The sequence below is a fragment of the Psychrobacter fulvigenes genome, from assembly GCF_904846155.1.
GTDB lineage: Bacteria > Pseudomonadota > Gammaproteobacteria > Pseudomonadales > Moraxellaceae > Psychrobacter > Psychrobacter fulvigenes.
Window position 1 is genome coordinate 3,325,075 of the sequence record NZ_CAJGZP010000001.1, and the last position, 15,820, is coordinate 3,340,894.

General features: G+C 43.6%; 13 protein-coding genes. 9 read left to right on the forward strand and 4 right to left on the reverse strand.

The window, feature by feature from the left end:
• The first annotated feature begins 286 nt into the window (after positions 1 to 286).
• From JMX03_RS14105 to JMX03_RS14145, 9 genes are all read left to right on the forward strand, one after another.
• Complete coding sequence (locus JMX03_RS14105; RefSeq protein ID WP_201597554.1) at positions 287 to 1,087, forward strand: SDR family NAD(P)-dependent oxidoreductase; 801 nt, start codon at positions 287 to 289, stop codon at positions 1,085 to 1,087.
• Between the two features lie 120 nt (positions 1,088 to 1,207).
• Entirely contained in the window at positions 1,208 to 2,338 is a 1,131-nt protein-coding gene (locus tag JMX03_RS14110) for an FAD:protein FMN transferase (RefSeq protein ID WP_201597556.1), read from the forward strand.
• Between the two features lie 334 nt (positions 2,339 to 2,672).
• Positions 2,673 to 4,175, forward strand: a complete 1,503-nt coding sequence (gene nhaD, locus JMX03_RS14115; RefSeq protein WP_201597560.1) for a sodium:proton antiporter NhaD — start codon at positions 2,673 to 2,675, stop codon at positions 4,173 to 4,175.
• Positions 4,176 to 4,295: 120 nt separating this feature from the next.
• Entirely contained in the window at positions 4,296 to 4,541 is a 246-nt protein-coding gene (nqrM, locus tag JMX03_RS14120; protein ID WP_201597567.1) for a (Na+)-NQR maturation NqrM, read from the forward strand.
• Positions 4,542 to 4,889: 348 nt separating this feature from the next.
• Positions 4,890 to 6,146, forward strand: coding sequence for an MFS transporter (locus tag JMX03_RS14125; protein ID WP_201597568.1), 1,257 nt, complete (start codon positions 4,890 to 4,892; stop codon positions 6,144 to 6,146).
• Between the two features lie 111 nt (positions 6,147 to 6,257).
• Entirely contained in the window at positions 6,258 to 7,307 is a 1,050-nt protein-coding gene (locus JMX03_RS14130; RefSeq protein ID WP_201597569.1) for an alpha/beta hydrolase, read from the forward strand.
• Between the two features lie 141 nt (positions 7,308 to 7,448).
• Positions 7,449 to 8,273, forward strand: coding sequence for an arylesterase (locus JMX03_RS14135; protein WP_201597570.1), 825 nt, complete (start codon positions 7,449 to 7,451; stop codon positions 8,271 to 8,273).
• Positions 8,274 to 8,342: 69 nt separating this feature from the next.
• Positions 8,343 to 9,068, forward strand: a complete 726-nt coding sequence (locus tag JMX03_RS14140) for an ABC transporter ATP-binding protein (RefSeq protein WP_201597571.1) — start codon at positions 8,343 to 8,345, stop codon at positions 9,066 to 9,068.
• A complete protein-coding gene (locus tag JMX03_RS14145) occupies positions 9,068 to 11,740 on the forward strand; it encodes an ABC transporter permease (RefSeq protein ID WP_201597572.1) in 2,673 nt (890 codons plus the stop codon). Before JMX03_RS14140 ends, JMX03_RS14145 begins: the two co-directional genes overlap by 1 nt.
• Before the next feature lie 229 nt (positions 11,741 to 11,969).
• Here the strand turns inward: JMX03_RS14145 and JMX03_RS14150 are convergent, their stop codons facing one another.
• The 4 genes from JMX03_RS14150 to JMX03_RS14165 all read right to left on the reverse strand — a co-directional run bounded on the left by JMX03_RS14150 (position 11,970) and on the right by JMX03_RS14165 (position 15,731).
• Positions 11,970 to 12,644, reverse strand: a complete 675-nt coding sequence (locus tag JMX03_RS14150) for a hypothetical protein (protein ID WP_201597573.1) — start codon at positions 12,642 to 12,644, stop codon at positions 11,970 to 11,972.
• Positions 12,637 to 13,068: a hypothetical protein gene (locus tag JMX03_RS14155; RefSeq protein WP_201597575.1), complete on the reverse strand. Its 432-nt coding sequence runs from the start codon at positions 13,066 to 13,068 to the stop codon at positions 12,637 to 12,639. Before JMX03_RS14155 ends, JMX03_RS14150 begins: the two co-directional genes overlap by 8 nt.
• 18 nt (positions 13,069 to 13,086) lie before the next feature.
• On the reverse strand, positions 13,087 to 14,142 hold the full coding sequence (locus JMX03_RS14160; protein WP_201597576.1) for a hypothetical protein: 1,056 nt from the start codon (positions 14,140 to 14,142) through the stop codon (positions 13,087 to 13,089).
• A gap of 641 nt (positions 14,143 to 14,783) precedes the next feature.
• On the reverse strand, positions 14,784 to 15,731 hold the full coding sequence (locus JMX03_RS14165; protein ID WP_201597577.1) for an NAD(P)-dependent oxidoreductase: 948 nt from the start codon (positions 15,729 to 15,731) through the stop codon (positions 14,784 to 14,786).
• Positions 15,732 to 15,820 lie beyond the last annotated feature (89 nt).

Genomic DNA, 15,820 nt, shown 5'->3' on the forward strand with positions numbered 1-15,820 from the left:
CATATCAAAATGATAATTTATGTTAAATTAAGAGCCTCTATTGAGGCTCTTTTTTATGGGCTAAATTTAATCACTATCAAAATGATGTCTTAAGGCGCGTCTTCAATTCAATCGAAGGATACCTAAACGGGCTAAAAATGGCTAAATCTAGCCAAACAGCGTTAAATAGCTAGGTAATATCCCGATATTATCTGCGCTCTTTTCCTTGTTTGACGGCAATTTATCTCATTTTTATCTCCATTTTTAAAATGAGGACACGCCCTAGTGATAACAAGAAAGGACTCTTATGAAAACCAAGTATAAAGATTTAACTATTTGGATAACTGGTGCGTCCAGTGGTATCGGTGCAGCGTTAGCCATTGCCTTTGCCAAACGAGGCGCAAGGATTATCCTAAGTGGCCGTAATGAAGAAAAACTAGAAGCGGTTAAAAAACGCTGTAAACGCGCCAACAAACATATCATTGTGCCTTTTGACATCAGCGATGCCAACCAAGCAACAGCAGCTTACTTGTCGGTCAAAAAACAAGCAGGGAAAATAGATTGGCTGATTAATAATGCGGGTGTCAGTCAACGCTCGCTTATCATGGAAACCACCGAGGAAGTCGAGCGTCGAATAATGGAGATAGATTACTTTGCACAAACGCGTCTGACCCGATTGGTATTGCCAGATATGCTCGCTCAAGGTAGCGGGAAAATAGTGATGATATCCAGCGTAGCAGGCCTTTTAGGTACTCAATATCGCGGTGCTTACGGCGCTGCCAAAGCCGCCATTCATATGTGGGCAAACAGTCTGCGTGCTGAACTGCACGATCAAGGAATAGAAGTCGCGACTGTATTCCCAGGATTTATTCAAACCAATATCTCTATCAATGCCTTGACAGGAGATGGTAGCATGCAAGGCACCATGGATGACGCCACCAACAAAGGCTTAAACGCTAGCGCATTTGCTAAGCAAGTCGTCAAAGCACTGACAAAAGGTGAAGAATATATTATTGTCGCAGGCAGCAAAGAAAAACTGGCGACAAGAGTCAATCGAATATCACCACCAAAACTGTATAAACTCATCCGTGAGTCACAAGTAAAATAAAAAACCGCTCTTTATATGAGTTTGGCTCTACTTTATGGCTATTAGTGGCAAGAGGTGTAAAATAGGCCAACTCATTTGCATTTGCACTTACACTCACCTTTATCTGATATCAAAGAGCTTATGAAAAACTTAATACCCCTCTCGTCTCTCCATAAATCTAATAATACCGCCCTATTTAGTGTCATCAGCATTGGCGCTGCTTTGAGCCTCAGTGCTTGCCAGCAAACGCCTGGTTATAACTATTTAAGCGGCGAGACCATGGGTACCAGCTACCATATCAGCTATCAGCTGCCAGAGGATATCGATGAGGCAGACATTCAAGCAGCGATTGATGAGCGGCTGCAACAAATCAATGACAGCATGTCGACCTATCAAAGCGACTCTACCATCTCAAAATTCAACCAATTGGCTAAAAATACACCGATCGTTATTGACGCGGATTTTAGCCATGTCCTAGACGTCTCTCGAACAGTGTATCAACAGTCTAGTGGCGCGTTTGATCCGACAGTGATGCCGCTCATTGATGTTTGGGGCTTTGGTAGCACCATGACCGTTGATCGTTTACAAAGCCCGCCAAGCGCTGTACAAATTGCGCAAGCAAAGGCTTTGGTAGACTTTGACAGCGTGGTGCAAGAAGAAAAAGAACTGTATAAAACCAAAGATGGCGTGGAATTAGACTTTTCTGCCGTAGCTAAAGGTTACGGCGTCGATGTCATCGCTGATGTACTTAGAGATAACTATCAAATCCGCAACTATATGGTTGAGATTGGCGGTGAGATTGCGACCTCTGGTGTCAATGGTCAACAACAACCGTGGCAGATTGCGATTGATGCGCCTATCCAAGGAAGCACTGTAAGTGAGCGTCAAACCATCTCAGCTATCCGTCAGCCGATGAAAAATAGTAATCAGATGTATCTAGCAACGTCTGGAAACTATCGTAATTCGGTGCTCTTAGAAGGCAAACGTTATAGCCACACAATCGACCCAACCTCTGGCGAGCCTATCGCTGGCGGCGCGCCTTCGGTAACGGTCGCTGCCGACTCGGTAGCACTTGCCGATGCTTGGGCAACGGCGCTCACAGCCATGCCTTATAGCAAAGCATTAAGCGTCGCTAAAGAGCAAAACTTAGCGGCACTATTTGTCGTCTTGGCTGATGGTGTCAAACCAGACGCACCTGCTGACACACTAGAGGACTGGCAGGTAGTACAGACACCTGCGATGAAGGCCTTACGTGCTGATCAGGTTGATTAGAGGTTGTATAGTCAATCAACTATAGTGAGTCCTAGATAAAAAGAGTACAGCTTTTACGGCGTGCTACTGGTATAAATTTTCTTTGCTTGCTGTGCGACTTCGTCACTCCAGAGGCTGCATAAAATTCATCCCAGTAGCACTGTATTTAGAATTCACCAATAGACACTGCTGATTTCTAAACTTAGCGTGATTCATGATGTTTGATGATACCCATGTATTATTTCATGAGTAGTTCCTACAGTCATCCTACTGGCTGTCTTAATATTTGTAACTGACGTACAATATAGCCGTTTAAATAACTGTTGTCACCGTGTTCTTACACTAAGGATATCCAATGATCTATTCATTGATGGCGGTAGTTTTTGTCTTGGGCTATATAGCTATTGCTCTAGAACATAACCTCCATGTCGATAAAGCCGCCTCTGCCCTATTAACGGCAGTTATCGTCTGGACATTGCTCGTGATTGGATCAGAGACGTTACTTACCAATCAACTCACCGATGGTCTTAGCGCCACCGCTCTCTTAAATACTGAGCTTCGTCATCACTTATCAGAGATTGCAGAAATTTTGTTTTTCTTGATGGGTGCTATGGTCATCGTTGAGTTGGTTGATGCGCATGATGGTTTTGCAGCCATTACCAACCGCATTCATACGACCAATGCAGTCGCTTTGATATGGACAATTGGCACACTTACTTTCTTTTTCTCCGCACTTTTAGATAACTTAACCACCACCATTGTCATGGTCTCACTGCTACGCAAGCTAGTAGCAAGTAAGCAAATGCGCTTGTGGTTTGTCGGTACGGTCGTCGTATGTGCTAACGCTGGCGGTGCTTGGTCACCGATTGGCGACGTGACCACCACCATGCTGTGGATTGGTAATCAAATCACTGCCAGCCACATCATTGTTAATTTAATCGTTCCAAGCTTGGTCGCTGCTATTGTGCCACTCTTGATACTGACGTTTATGTTCCGAGGTAAAGAGGTACACAGACCAAAACCTGCGAAAGCCCCTATTGAGTCCTCAAACGTCAACTATCTTGGCGAGTACACGGTCGCCTCCGCTATGGCGATAAACGGTATAGAAGAGAAGCAAGTAAAGCTCCTTGAGGCCTACTCAAATGGAGAAAGCAGTGCAGCAGAACCCAATCCGCTTGATGCTGTGACGCCAAAGATGCGTATCAGCATCTTGGCATTGGGTCTTGGCGCACTGGCCTTTGTCCCTGTGTTCAAAACCTTGACCCAGCTGCCCCCTTATATGGGTATTTTATTCGGTGTTGGGGTACTTTGGGTGTTTACTGAGCTGGTGCATCGTCATGATCAATGGCATGTCAAACAGCAAATGACGGTCGTTGGCGTCCTTACCCGAGTCGACATGTCTAGTATTTTGTTCTTTTTAGGCATTTTGTTGGCAGTCTCTGCACTCGCCACCGCTGGTCACTTGATCGATATGGCGACATGGCTCGATGATACCTTTGGCAACTTATATGTTATCAACATATTAATCGGTCTGTTGTCATCATTGGTAGATAACGTGCCACTGGTAGCAGGTGCGATGAAAATGTATCCACTACTCACCGACTCTGCGTTGGCAGGACTGACTGGTGATGAGCTGGCACGACAAAGCATGTTCTTACAAGACGGTGCATTTTGGCACTTCTTGGCTTACTGTGCAGGTGTTGGCGGTAGCTGCTTAATCATTGGTTCAGCAGCGGGTGTAGCAGCTATGGGTATGGAGAAAATATCATTTATGTGGTATCTCAAACATATCAGCGCTCTGGCACTTGTGGGTTACTTGGCAGGTGCTGCTACCTATATCGCTATGCATGTTATGTAAACTTGTAACAGCTTTGTTTAGCTAGACATTATCTAGACCAAGCAACTATGGTAGAATAGAGGGATAAATCCAATAACAGTCTGCAGTAAATAGTAGGCTGAATAAGTCGAGGATCCCTCTATGCTTAGCCAACTACTTCCTATGCTCGCTATTACCTTTACCGTATTCGTATTGTTCTTTGTCTTTATGGGTATCGGTTATATGGTCAAAAAAAAGCCACTTAGAGGCTCTTGTGGTGGCGTTGCCAAATTGATGGGCGATGAAAACTGCTCGTTTTGCGGGAATGATCCTAATAAATGCGACTCTATCATCTCTGAACAACAAGAAAACGCGCTAAAAGCGGCACAGTTGGGCAAGTCTGTATAAACGCCTCGCTTGTTACCATTCTCTGGTAATGTGTACTTACTCTCTCTTCTTATAATAGCGTCAAATCCTTTTAATACCTTAAAAGTGACTGGCGCTATTTTAAATTGCACAATCCCATTCTTTTAAAGCAAATACCCATTTACTATGCTGACTCTATCTAATAGAGTGGTAAGCTTAGTACTTGACTGGTGTTCTGCCAGTATATTCCTAATGCTGATTCATTCTGTCAGTCACCATCTAGGTGAGATTTCTTTGGTGTTATTTCATAAGCGGTGGTTAGAGTCTGGTCTATTCAGCGCTTGTTAATGACGTATCTTTTTTTAATCTAACTCTAATAGTCGTGCTGCTATGTCTACCCCCTCTAATATGCAATCTCAGTCTCACTCAAATACCGCAAAGCCATTTAAGCTGCCCTCTGAAAAGTTTACTTTTTGGTTGGTACTGTGCGCCATCATCTTGCTGGCGACCAATATGCGTGCGCCTATCGTCGCGCTCGGTTCCATTGCCCCTGTTGTGCAAGAGGCGCTAAATATCTCTGAGACTCAAATCGGTTGGTTAGGTGCAGTGCCGATGTTAGGCTTTGCGGTAGGGTCGTTTATCTCGCCTGCTATTGGCAAGCGTTTTGGGCTTGAGAATACATTGATTGCGATGATTGCACTGCTCACTTTAGGTATGGTAGTGCGTTCAGTCATTCCGACTTGGATTGGGTTTTTGAGTGGTACGATAATTCTTACCTTAGCCATCGGATTTGCCAATACGCTAGCGGCGCCAGTGATCAAGCAGCGCACACCCAATCACATTCCTCTCATTACCGGCTTATTTAGTCTCACGATGACGGTGAGCGCTGGAGTCGTCGCTGGTGTGGTGCTACCACTGTCTGAGTATGTGGGCTGGCAATGGGCGCTTGGTGGTTGGTCAATCTTGGGGTTTTTTGCCATTGTTATTTGGGTGCTTTTGCGTTTGCGCTTGGGTTCATCCAATCATCAACCCGTCACTTTAATACCTCAGGGTTCATCTGATATATCCATTTGGCGCAACGCCTTTGCCTGGCAAATCGCTATTTTTATGGGTCTTCAATCTTTGCTATTTTATACTGTCGCCAGTTTCTTACCCTCTATTTGGGTTAGCAAAGGGCTTTCGGCGGTGAAAGCGGGGCAAATGAACGCAGTATTCCAGTTTATGGCACCAGTCGCTATTTTAAGTTTAACGTGGCTCATTAATCGTGGCCGCCCTATTCAAGCCTTAGCCATATTGGCAGCGGTTTTAAATGTAATAGGCATATTTGGGGTCAGCTACCTGTCGCCTGACTTGGCTTGGTTGTGGTCAGCATTTATGGGTATGGGTTGCTCGGCGATTTTTACCTTAAGTATGATGCTGTTTTCTATGCGTACTTATACGCCCAATCAATCAAGTGAGCTGTCGGGTATGGCACAAACTGTGGGTTATTTGATTGCGTTTTTCGGCCCACTCGGTACGGGTTGGCTACATGAAGCGACAGACAGTTGGGACTTACCATTATTAATCATGCTGGTATTAATGATTACTAATGTGGTCTTTGCTTGGATGATCAGCCGTCCAGTGATGGTCGATGGTCGTCCTGCTTAGCTTAAGATGTGTTTGATATATCAGTCGCTAGCAGCAGTCACTAGTAATACTGATTTGTGATTTGTCATTTATCAGACACGCTCGAATACTTATAAACTCAAAGGAATGAAGATGAGTCACTCTACCCAGCAAAATAAAACTGATACTGAAAGCCAAGTTGAGCTATTACCCGCTGTTGCTAACTATCTACAAGTATTAAATGAGCAGGTGCTACCCACATTTATACAAACAGGCAGTGTTCCAAATGCCATTAATGCCAGAGAGGGTTTGGCAAATTTAACCCATACCTTTGTCACTGAGACAGTGGATATGGCGCTAATAGTCGATGACATCATTGACTGTGATGCACCAACTGGCGATGCTTATGATGTACCAGTACGCCTTTTTTATCCCAGCTTGCCGTCAGATGCAGCAAACCAAACTGAGTTAACGCCACTACCCGTGATGTTGTATTTTCATGGTGGCGGTGGTACCGCGGGCAGCGTCTCTGTTTACCATCAAATCTTATGCCGTATGGCAAAGCATACAGGGCACATTATTATTGCGCCAGAATACCGCCTTGCACCAGAAAACCCTTATCCTTACGCCCAAAACGATGCTTGTACTACTTTACTTGGATTAAATAAACTACTGACCAGACGTAAAATTAGTGCGGCAGGGAGAGTTGTTGTAGCAGGAGACAGTCATGGTGGAGCTTTGGTGACTAACCTGCTACGCGACCCTAGAATAATAGAGTCAGGCGTAATAAATGATATCAGCGCGCAAGTACTGATATATCCAAGTGTTGACTTTACCATGAGCTGCCCTTCTATTAATAAATACGCCAATGGTTATTTGCTCAGTCGAGCGCGTATCGGCTGGTATTTTGATCAGTATTTTCAGCACGGTGAAGACAGACAGTCAAAATCTGCTCTATTTGCCAGTCGAGATGAGCTGGCACATCAGCCACCCGCGCTTATTATCAATGCAGCGGTTGATCCTTTATATGATGAAGGCGTCGCCTATGCCGCCAAACTTAGCGAAGCTGGCGTTGATACGCAGCACATGACTTTTGATAAGGTCATTCATGCTTATCTAAATATGGAAAATCTCAATCCTGACATTTGCCAGCAAACTTATCAGACTATAAGTGAGTTTTTGGGTAGCAAAAGTTCTGAATAACGCTAACCAATCTTCGACAGCCAGCCGTTATCAAAATTGTTAAGGTGTTTGATAGTTTGGTCATAGTATCAACTACTTGTGAATATCAAGCCCGCCCTAATATAAAGCACATACTGCCAATAAATATGTAACGGAACCACTATGTCATTGCCTTTAACAAAGCCTTATTTATCCAAATTTTCATCAAAGAAACTTAGCTTAGCGCTACTAACTAGCTTAGCACTGATGGCCTGTAGTCCAGCTGCTGATACTGATACTGATACTGATTCTAATGCTGACGCGAACGACCCTGTCGTAGATGCGCCTCAAGTAGAAGTAATTAATAATGCTACTAATGAAGTTTCACGTGAAACAAGTACTGAGCAAGAGAATGTCGTAGCGATTGAGCAACCTATTACTATTTTGGCGCTTGGCGATTCCTTGACCGAAGGCTTGGGCGTCGACCCTGATGACAACTACCCTGCGCAACTAGAAGCCAAGTTAAAACAGATGGGTTATACCAATGTCAAAGTGGTCAATTCAGGTCTCAGCGGTGAAACCAGTACTGGGCTTGTCAATCGTTTGGACTGGGTGGCGCAAACTCAGCCTGATATCACTATTTTGACCATTGGCGCAAACGACGCCATGCGTGGTATCGATGTGGCAACGGTTGAAGCCAATATCCGTACGGCAGTTAAGCATCTGCAAGATAATGGTAGCGAGGTTATCTTGGGCGGTATGCAGATTTATGAGAATTTGGGTTCTGACTATGTGCAGTCGTTTGCAGCGATATATCCTCGCGTCGCTAAAGATATGGATTTGACTTTGATTCCTTTTTTCTTGGATAAAGTAGGCGGTGACCCTGAGCTAAATCAAGCCGATGCCATTCATCCAACCAAAGATGGCTATACCATTATCGTTAATGATAATATTTTGCCAATCTTAACGCCTGAACTTGAAGCCTTTGTAGAGAGCGAAAACAACTGATTTGACTGACTTAATAACACCTAACAAGCCAGCGCAAATAACTGACCATACGTCAACTGAGACCCTGTAATGACCTTATCAAATTCGACTGCACCAACATCAAAACCAGAATCTACATCAAATTCTACACAGCAAGCTCTATTAACTGCCTCGCATCTCAATAAAACCGTCCAAGTCGGTGAGCAATCGCTGTCTATTATCAAAGATGTCAGTATTCATATCGATGCTGGCGAGTTTGTGGTCATTATGGGTAAGTCAGGCTCGGGTAAGTCCACCTTGTTAGGACTATTAGCAGCGCTCGATTATCCAGATAGTGGTTCGGTTCAGCTGGCTGATAAAACCTTAAGCGCCCTTGATGAAGATGCGCTTGCCGCCATTCGTCAGCGTGAAATGGGCTTTGTCTTTCAGTCGTTTCACCTACTGCCAACATTGACAGTCGCGGAAAACATTGCCTTTCCACTCGATATTGCTCGGCGTCCAGACAAAGCGCGAGTGGATGAATTGATCGAAGCCGTTGATTTGGGTCACAGACGCAACAGCCTGCCCAATCAGCTATCAGGCGGTGAACAGCAACGCACAGCCGTCGCACGGGCTTTGGTTTCGCGTCCCAAAATCGTCTTCGCTGATGAGCCCACAGGCAACTTGGATGAGCAAAACGCCGATCAAGTCATGAATCTGCTATTGGATTTACGCCAGCAAACTGGCTCAGCCCTCGTCGTCGTGACTCACGATCCTGCGCTTGCTGAGATGGCAGATCGAGTCATTACCATGCATGATGGCCGGATTTTATCTTAATGAATAATAAGTTAACAGACAACAAATCAGCGACTAGCAGCCCCACGTCCGTTACTGAAAACGCTGACACTATGGATAAAGAGTCAAATTATTCTGGTGGCATGATAAGCCAGCTATTTACTCGCAATCTAGGCTCGCAAGCATTGAGTCGCAGCTGGTGGCGACGCTGGGTTCATCCGGTGTTGTTTTTATTAACGCTCACGCTATCGCTTGCCACCTACCTGACCCTCGACTCTATCCAGCAGTCTGTTGATAGCTATATCACTGACAATCAGCGCGCGCTGGTCGGTGGCGACTTGATCTTAAACAGTAAGCAAGCGTTTCCAAGCGAGATATTAACGCAAGTAGAAACGGTCGCTGAGACTCAAGTCGTTTATGATTATCAGTTTAATGCGATGGTGGTCAATGATGAGCAAACGCTGCTTGCCCGCGTCAAAGCCGTCTCCCCTGCTTATCCGTTATATGGAGAGGTCGAGCTCGCTTCAGGGCTGCCGCTTTGGGAACAGCTGACTGTAGATAATGTGGTCGTCGCACCCGAAGTACTCAAAAGCTTAAACGCTGACATCGGTGATCGCATCACCATTGGCGAGGCGCAGTTTACGATCAGTGATGTACTGACGAAAGAACCTGACCGTCCATTGACCGCCTTTGGCTTTGGCGGGCGGGTCATGATGCAAGAGGACGCGTTAGAAGCGACAAATCTGTTGGGTCAGCGTAGCCGCATCAATTATCGTATTGAGCTGGCAGGTGATAGCGAGTCAATGGCAGCGCAGCAGACGCAGCTTGAGCAAATATTAGAAGGCTATCCTGACATTGAGCTTTCTGATGCCGACTCTGCCGATACTTCAGTCTCTCGTATCTCTGATAATGTGTTGATGTTTTTGAAGCTATTGGTCATCGCCGTATTGCTGCTATCTGCAGTGGCAATGTATGGAGTCATCACGGCCTTTGTCACCAAGCAGCAATCTAATAATGCGATTCGTCTGGCATTGGGCGAGCCGATTGGTGAGATCAAAGTCAGCTATTATCGCCTATTAATGACCACCTCCATCATTGCCTGTGTAGCGGCAGTGGTGCTCAGTCTTGCACTGCTGAAAATTGGTCAGCCTTATCTATCCGCTATCTTGCCTGCCGATATTGGCCTAGCCATCAATCCGCTTAGTATTATCAAGACCATTATCATTGCTTTAATATTGACCTTGCTCATCACCCAGCGTGGTCTTAGTAGCCTTGATGATACCAAGCCTGCAACCTTACTCAATCAAGGTACTAGCCAACAATCGCAACACCTGCCTTGGTATCGACGCCTACCGCTCCTATGGTATGGACTGATGCTCATAGGACTGTATGCGTTTTTTGCCTATGAAGTCGGTTCGTTAAAACTGGGTGCACAGATACTGCTCGGTTTAATTGGTTTCGTGGCAATATTTTGGCTATTGGCACGGGTTTGGCTATGGCTACTGACCAAGTTGGCGACCAATACCAATGTCAGTTGGATGCAGCGTATTGCCATTCATAATCTGGCGCGCAAAGGCAATCAATCCGCGCTGTTCTTTGTCACCCTATCGCTGTCAGTCGCTGTCCTCACGCTCATTACCACGCTCAATCACAGCATCAATGCGCAGTTTATCAACGCTTATCCTGATGATGCGCCCAATTTATTTTTATTAGATGTGCAGAGTGACCAGCACGATGAGATTAACACCATCATTGGTGCGCCAGTAAGCTACTATCCTGTGATTCGCGCACGCGTGGTGACCGCTAATGGGGTACCTGCGCAAGATATCGAAGTCGCCGATGGCTTTGATGATCCGACGCGCGTCTTTAATTTAAGCTATGCCGATACGGTGATGGATACCGAGTTCATCACTGATGCGGTAGTAGATGACCAGCTTTACGCGCCTATTGCCGATCAAGATGGCCTTCAATCAACGCGGTCATCAGCACTGCAACAAGTACAGCCGCTCTCTATTTTGGACACCGCCGCAGGCATGCTAGGTGTCGGCATGGGCGATGAAATTCGCTTTAATATACAAGGTATTGAGCTGACAGGACAGATTACCAGTATCCGTTCACGTTTTGAGCGCGGGCCGAGTCCTTTCTTTTATTTCTTATTTGAGCCGTCGGTATTATCGAACGCCCCGCAAATCCAATTTGCCACCGCCCACGTACTAGCAGATGAGATTCCAGATCTGCAAGGTGAGTTGGTACGCCAGTTCCCCGCAGTGACTACTATCGATGGTACGGCAATCGCTCAGCAAATCCAAGAGTTGGTGGTACAAATGAGCCGCTTGGTCTATGTCTTCACGCTACTGGCATTGCTGACGGGTGTCATGGTATTGATTAGCTCGCTCCTCTCTACCTCGCAAGATCGTATGCAAGAAAGCGCCTCTTTTCGCCTACTCGGCATGCAAAAGCGCGATTTATATATGCTCAATATCTTGGAGCTTGGGGTGCTTGGTATTAGTGCCGCGACATTTGCGGTTATTATCGCTAGTGTGGGCGCATGGGCTGCGATTACCCAATGGTTTGACTTACGCTATAGTGTGCCGTGGACGAGCTTAGGCATTGGCGGTGTAGCTTTGGTCGCCTTGTTATTTGGTATTGCTATTATTTATGTAAGATTGGTGATTGGACGTGGGATTATGGCAAGGGTAAGGGCTATGATTTAGAAAGTGTCGTTTAAATTTTGGTAAAGGTTGATGGCGGGTTAGTTGCTGTAGCGGAAACCTGCTATTCGCTATTATCTGCCAGTCTAGGCAAGGCGGTCGTTACCGTTTGAGCCGTTCCTGTTACCTCGAGACCATCTCAAAACGATACGTCCGCAACTCGCCTAGCCCGTCAGGATAACCGCTACTCTCAGGGCTAAACCACGTCTCCAATTGACTATAAAGAGCAAGTTCATTCTAATGGATCGTGTCTAAAATCAATTATTACATGGCGTACAGTATATTCTAATCCTGAGGATGGATGCTCATGATAACTATAGAAAACTAATTGTTTTTCAGTACAGTCTTCAACTCTCAATGCTGGGGGAAGTATTGTAGGTAACCCTTCATCATTAATAATATTAAGGTCAGGTTTCAATAAGTAGTTTTTCCAATCATCTAACATTTTTTTAGCTTTCTTTTTTTTGTCTTTAACATAAATCATCATACCACCAGAAGTTTTAAAATCTCTTCCAGTAGAATATCGATGAATAAGCTGTTTCATACCTTTATCTAGATTTCCATTCCCACTTCTAATTTTTCCCTCACCTATCCACTCATATTCTTCATAATCAGTAGAAACTACTATATCAGCATTGCCGTTAACATATTTACTGTGATTTGCTACCCAGCCTCTCGCATCTAACATATCACATATATATAAATTTATTAGATCTTCACCTTTTTGAGAGTTATCTTTTAAACCTTGAAGGTACTTATCTTTTGATTGAGATAGCTTATCTATAGTACGATCAATATCATGATACAAAAGGGTTAAGAACTCTTGATAACTGGTTGGATCTCTCCTGTATGACAACTGACGAATAGCCCTATTGGATAGAGAAGGATTAGATAAACTGCTATTCATTCACTTTCTCCACAAACCGTTTAGATGGAGAAAAATAAGTTATAACTTGTTTTCCAAACTCTTCTTCATTTAGTATATTACCTACGAATGGGTTATAAAGTTCACCATTTCTCATATCTTCAATAAATTCTTCTCTGTTGGTGATAGATTGAAAAGAACGTGTTCTTGGCTCTAACGCTTCAAATTGTTGTTCTAATACATTAATACTTCTTCTAGTTAAATAGAACACAGCCTCATAAAACACTTCATCATTAACCTTAGGACTGACACGATACAAATCAATAAATGTTAAGTGAGGCTTTTTTGTAGGTCCTACTGAAACATGTTCTATTATAGCCAAGCAGACTTCAGCCATATCTTTATCGATATTGCTTAGATTAGAATATACTTTAGTTTTTAATTCATTCACAAAAGTTGTGTTCACTTTAAGAGTCCAGTTAAGTTAAATTAACTTACCTAATATAAAGTTAAGATCATCAATACTGCGCGTTCCATATATATAAGCTTCATATAGATGTGAACCATTCTGTGTATTTATAGCCTGATAAGAACTTTTTAATGATGTATCTAAATTTTTATTGTCAAAGTAATAACGCATACTTATTCTATAAGGTGTAATATCATTTCCCAGTAGCTTACCATCAACTTTTTCGTTTCGAACGGCCTTTGTTCCTTCATCATGATATGTTGCGTCTCGCAAGTCTTTTTGATGACCTTTTAATCTTTCATTATGTGTAGTTCCATGTGGTGTCATAAAGACTATTTCAGTAACACCATTTTTACCAGTTTTTTCATCATACAGCTCTTGGATTTTAGGGAAAAAGTCACAGGCATTCGTCAAAGTTACACCAATATTTTTTCTAATATAATTATTAAAGTTAATATAAGCTAAGTTTAAGTCACTTCTACTTAATACACTTGCGAGATCCATAGCGACAACAATATAGTTATTTTCAGTATCACAAATTACTAAATCGTAACAAGCTAGTGGGATTTTCTTTATACCAATCAACTGTTGATAGTCTTCTGAAATACTTTCTACTAAGTCATTTGGGTCAAGAATATCACGAACACTAATCTCTCTAACAATTGAGAACTGAAATAATGATACAGAATCAGATAACTTAACCTCTTTTATAGGATGGTATTCCGTCTCATTTTCGGGACACGTACTCAAATTAGTTTTAAAGAACTCTGATAGCTTTCCAACAGTTTCTTCTACGTTAACTTCATAATAAACCGATATCAACTTATCATCAAAGAATACATGTGACTTTAGTAGCTTCTCAAGCTCTTTCTTCAATTTCGAAAGCTTTTGTAAATCAAACTCACTATTCAGCTTAGTTTTCAACCCTTCTCCGTTTCGGGCACTCAGACTATTTTTTACACTCCTGAATGTGGCTTGTAACTCTGGAAGAGGAATTTTTCTATCAAGAGCCCAGTCTACATGCTTTGCTATATCCTCTCGTATCTCATTAATGTCAGCGTTTTCATTCATAAATTAACCCTTCAACTTTTATTTTAGAGACGTCTAGTTACTAGTTAAAAGCTTAATGAAGTTTTTTAAATCGAGTTAATTTCTGAAATTCTACCGACTACAACATTGTTAGTAAGCATACTATAACTGTGAAAACTAAACTATATTTAAAGACTATTTAAGCAAACTAAGCGTCATTGACTGTCGTCATACTTTCCAACTTTAGTAGACTAAAATAGTATAGGTAATCATAACTTAGTTACAGTTATTTTTCACCTTATATTAGGAATAGCTATTGTGATTTTTCTTAATAGTTCATGCTATATGATTATATTAAGAGAATTTTACAAGTCTACCCTATGCTAGACCCTACACCTACTGATTCTTTGCTCAGTTATCAATAGTCATCTTATGGAGCGGTTTAGCCCTGATTGAAGCGGTAGCTTGGTGGGCTGTGGCGCTTACAGCACCTTGCTAACCAGAAAATCATAGATTTTCTCTTGCGTTGGGGCAAAGCAGTGCTTTGCTTTATCCCGCCTCAGGTCGCTCGGACGTTGGAACGCTACTGTGTTTAGGTGCTGTGCGCCGCAGTCTGCCAACTACAAGCAAAAAGCAGGATTAGCTCCAAAACCCTCTCAATTCACATCTCAGCTATATTAATCCTAACTATTTTCAATAAATTCATTGATTTGACGAGTGATTATCTTCCATAGTTTGACTTGCGAGGCTCGGCTGCCTGCACCCATATGCGGGGTTAGAATGATGCGAGGATGACCTTCATTGGCAAGCTGGACTATTGGATCATTTTCGCCAGCAGGTTCTTGTTCAAATACGTCGGTAGCATAGCCGAGTATTTGCTCCTGTTTGACTGCGCCAGCTAAGGCCTCGCTATCGACAATCTTGCCACGTGCGACGTTGACCAGTAGTGGTTTTTTGCTCATTTTACTTAGAGTATCTTGGTTAATGAGATGTTTTGTTTCCTCGGTGAGTGGGCAATGTATGGTGATGACATCGGACTTGCTCAGGACGGTTTCAAAGTCGGTGTAGTCGTCATTACGGGGCTTGCGACCTTGGCGCTCTGCCCATAGGACGTTCATATCATAGGCTTTGGCAAGCTTAGTAATCCGCTTACCAATGTCACCGATACCAATCATACCGATGGTTAAGCCCTCAAGGTCAATGGCCTCAGCATCGATGATGTCGGCTAGCCCCTTCTCCTTCCATTCGCCACTTTTAACTTTGTTGTGATAACGGATACTGGCACGCATGGCGCTGAGTAGTAGCATCATGGTGTGCTCGGCGACGGTGGCGCTGGCAAAATCTGGTGCGTTGAGGAGCTTGACGTCGTGGTCTTCGCAGGCTTGTTTGTCAATGTGGTTGGAGCCGACAGAGAGGAGTTGAATGAGCTTGAGATTGGGTAGCGCCTCAATCACTTCACGCTCGATACGTAGGGAGCCGTTAATCATGATGTCGGCATCTCGACAGCGCTCAATGATGGTTTGATTGTCTTGTGGGGTTTCTTCAAAGGTGACGTAGTCGGTTATTTTTTTGGGGGTAGGTCGCTCTAGGCCGGTAGCAAATCTTTTTTCATCGAGTAATACGGCTTTCATGAGGTACTCCTTTTTTAGTAATAGCTCTTTTATTTAGCACTTACTATATAAGGCTTGCGGCTGACGATGTGTTAGCGTTTGTTAGAAAT

What these genes read in the sequence shown, in the direction of transcription:
- JMX03_RS14165 (WP_201597577.1), bottom strand. Translation starts at nt 15,731, where the DNA reads ATGAAAGCCGTATTACTCGATGAAAAAAGATTTGCTACCGGCCTAGAG.
- JMX03_RS14105 (WP_201597554.1), top strand. Translation starts at nt 287, where the DNA reads ATGAAAACCAAGTATAAAGATTTAACTATTTGGATAACTGGTGCGTCC.
- nhaD (WP_201597560.1), top strand. Translation starts at nt 2,673, where the DNA reads ATGATCTATTCATTGATGGCGGTAGTTTTTGTCTTGGGCTATATAGCT.
- JMX03_RS14110 (WP_201597556.1), top strand. Translation starts at nt 1,208, where the DNA reads ATGAAAAACTTAATACCCCTCTCGTCTCTCCATAAATCTAATAATACC.
- JMX03_RS14130 (WP_201597569.1), top strand. Translation starts at nt 6,258, where the DNA reads ATGAGTCACTCTACCCAGCAAAATAAAACTGATACTGAAAGCCAAGTT.
- JMX03_RS14145 (WP_201597572.1), top strand. Translation starts at nt 9,068, where the DNA reads ATGAATAATAAGTTAACAGACAACAAATCAGCGACTAGCAGCCCCACG.
- JMX03_RS14160 (WP_201597576.1), bottom strand. Translation starts at nt 14,142, where the DNA reads ATGAATGAAAACGCTGACATTAATGAGATACGAGAGGATATAGCAAAG.
- nqrM (WP_201597567.1), top strand. Translation starts at nt 4,296, where the DNA reads ATGCTTAGCCAACTACTTCCTATGCTCGCTATTACCTTTACCGTATTC.
- JMX03_RS14140 (WP_201597571.1), top strand. Translation starts at nt 8,343, where the DNA reads ATGACCTTATCAAATTCGACTGCACCAACATCAAAACCAGAATCTACA.
- JMX03_RS14150 (WP_201597573.1), bottom strand. Translation starts at nt 12,644, where the DNA reads ATGAATAGCAGTTTATCTAATCCTTCTCTATCCAATAGGGCTATTCGT.
- JMX03_RS14135 (WP_201597570.1), top strand. Translation starts at nt 7,449, where the DNA reads ATGTCATTGCCTTTAACAAAGCCTTATTTATCCAAATTTTCATCAAAG.
- JMX03_RS14125 (WP_201597568.1), top strand. Translation starts at nt 4,890, where the DNA reads ATGTCTACCCCCTCTAATATGCAATCTCAGTCTCACTCAAATACCGCA.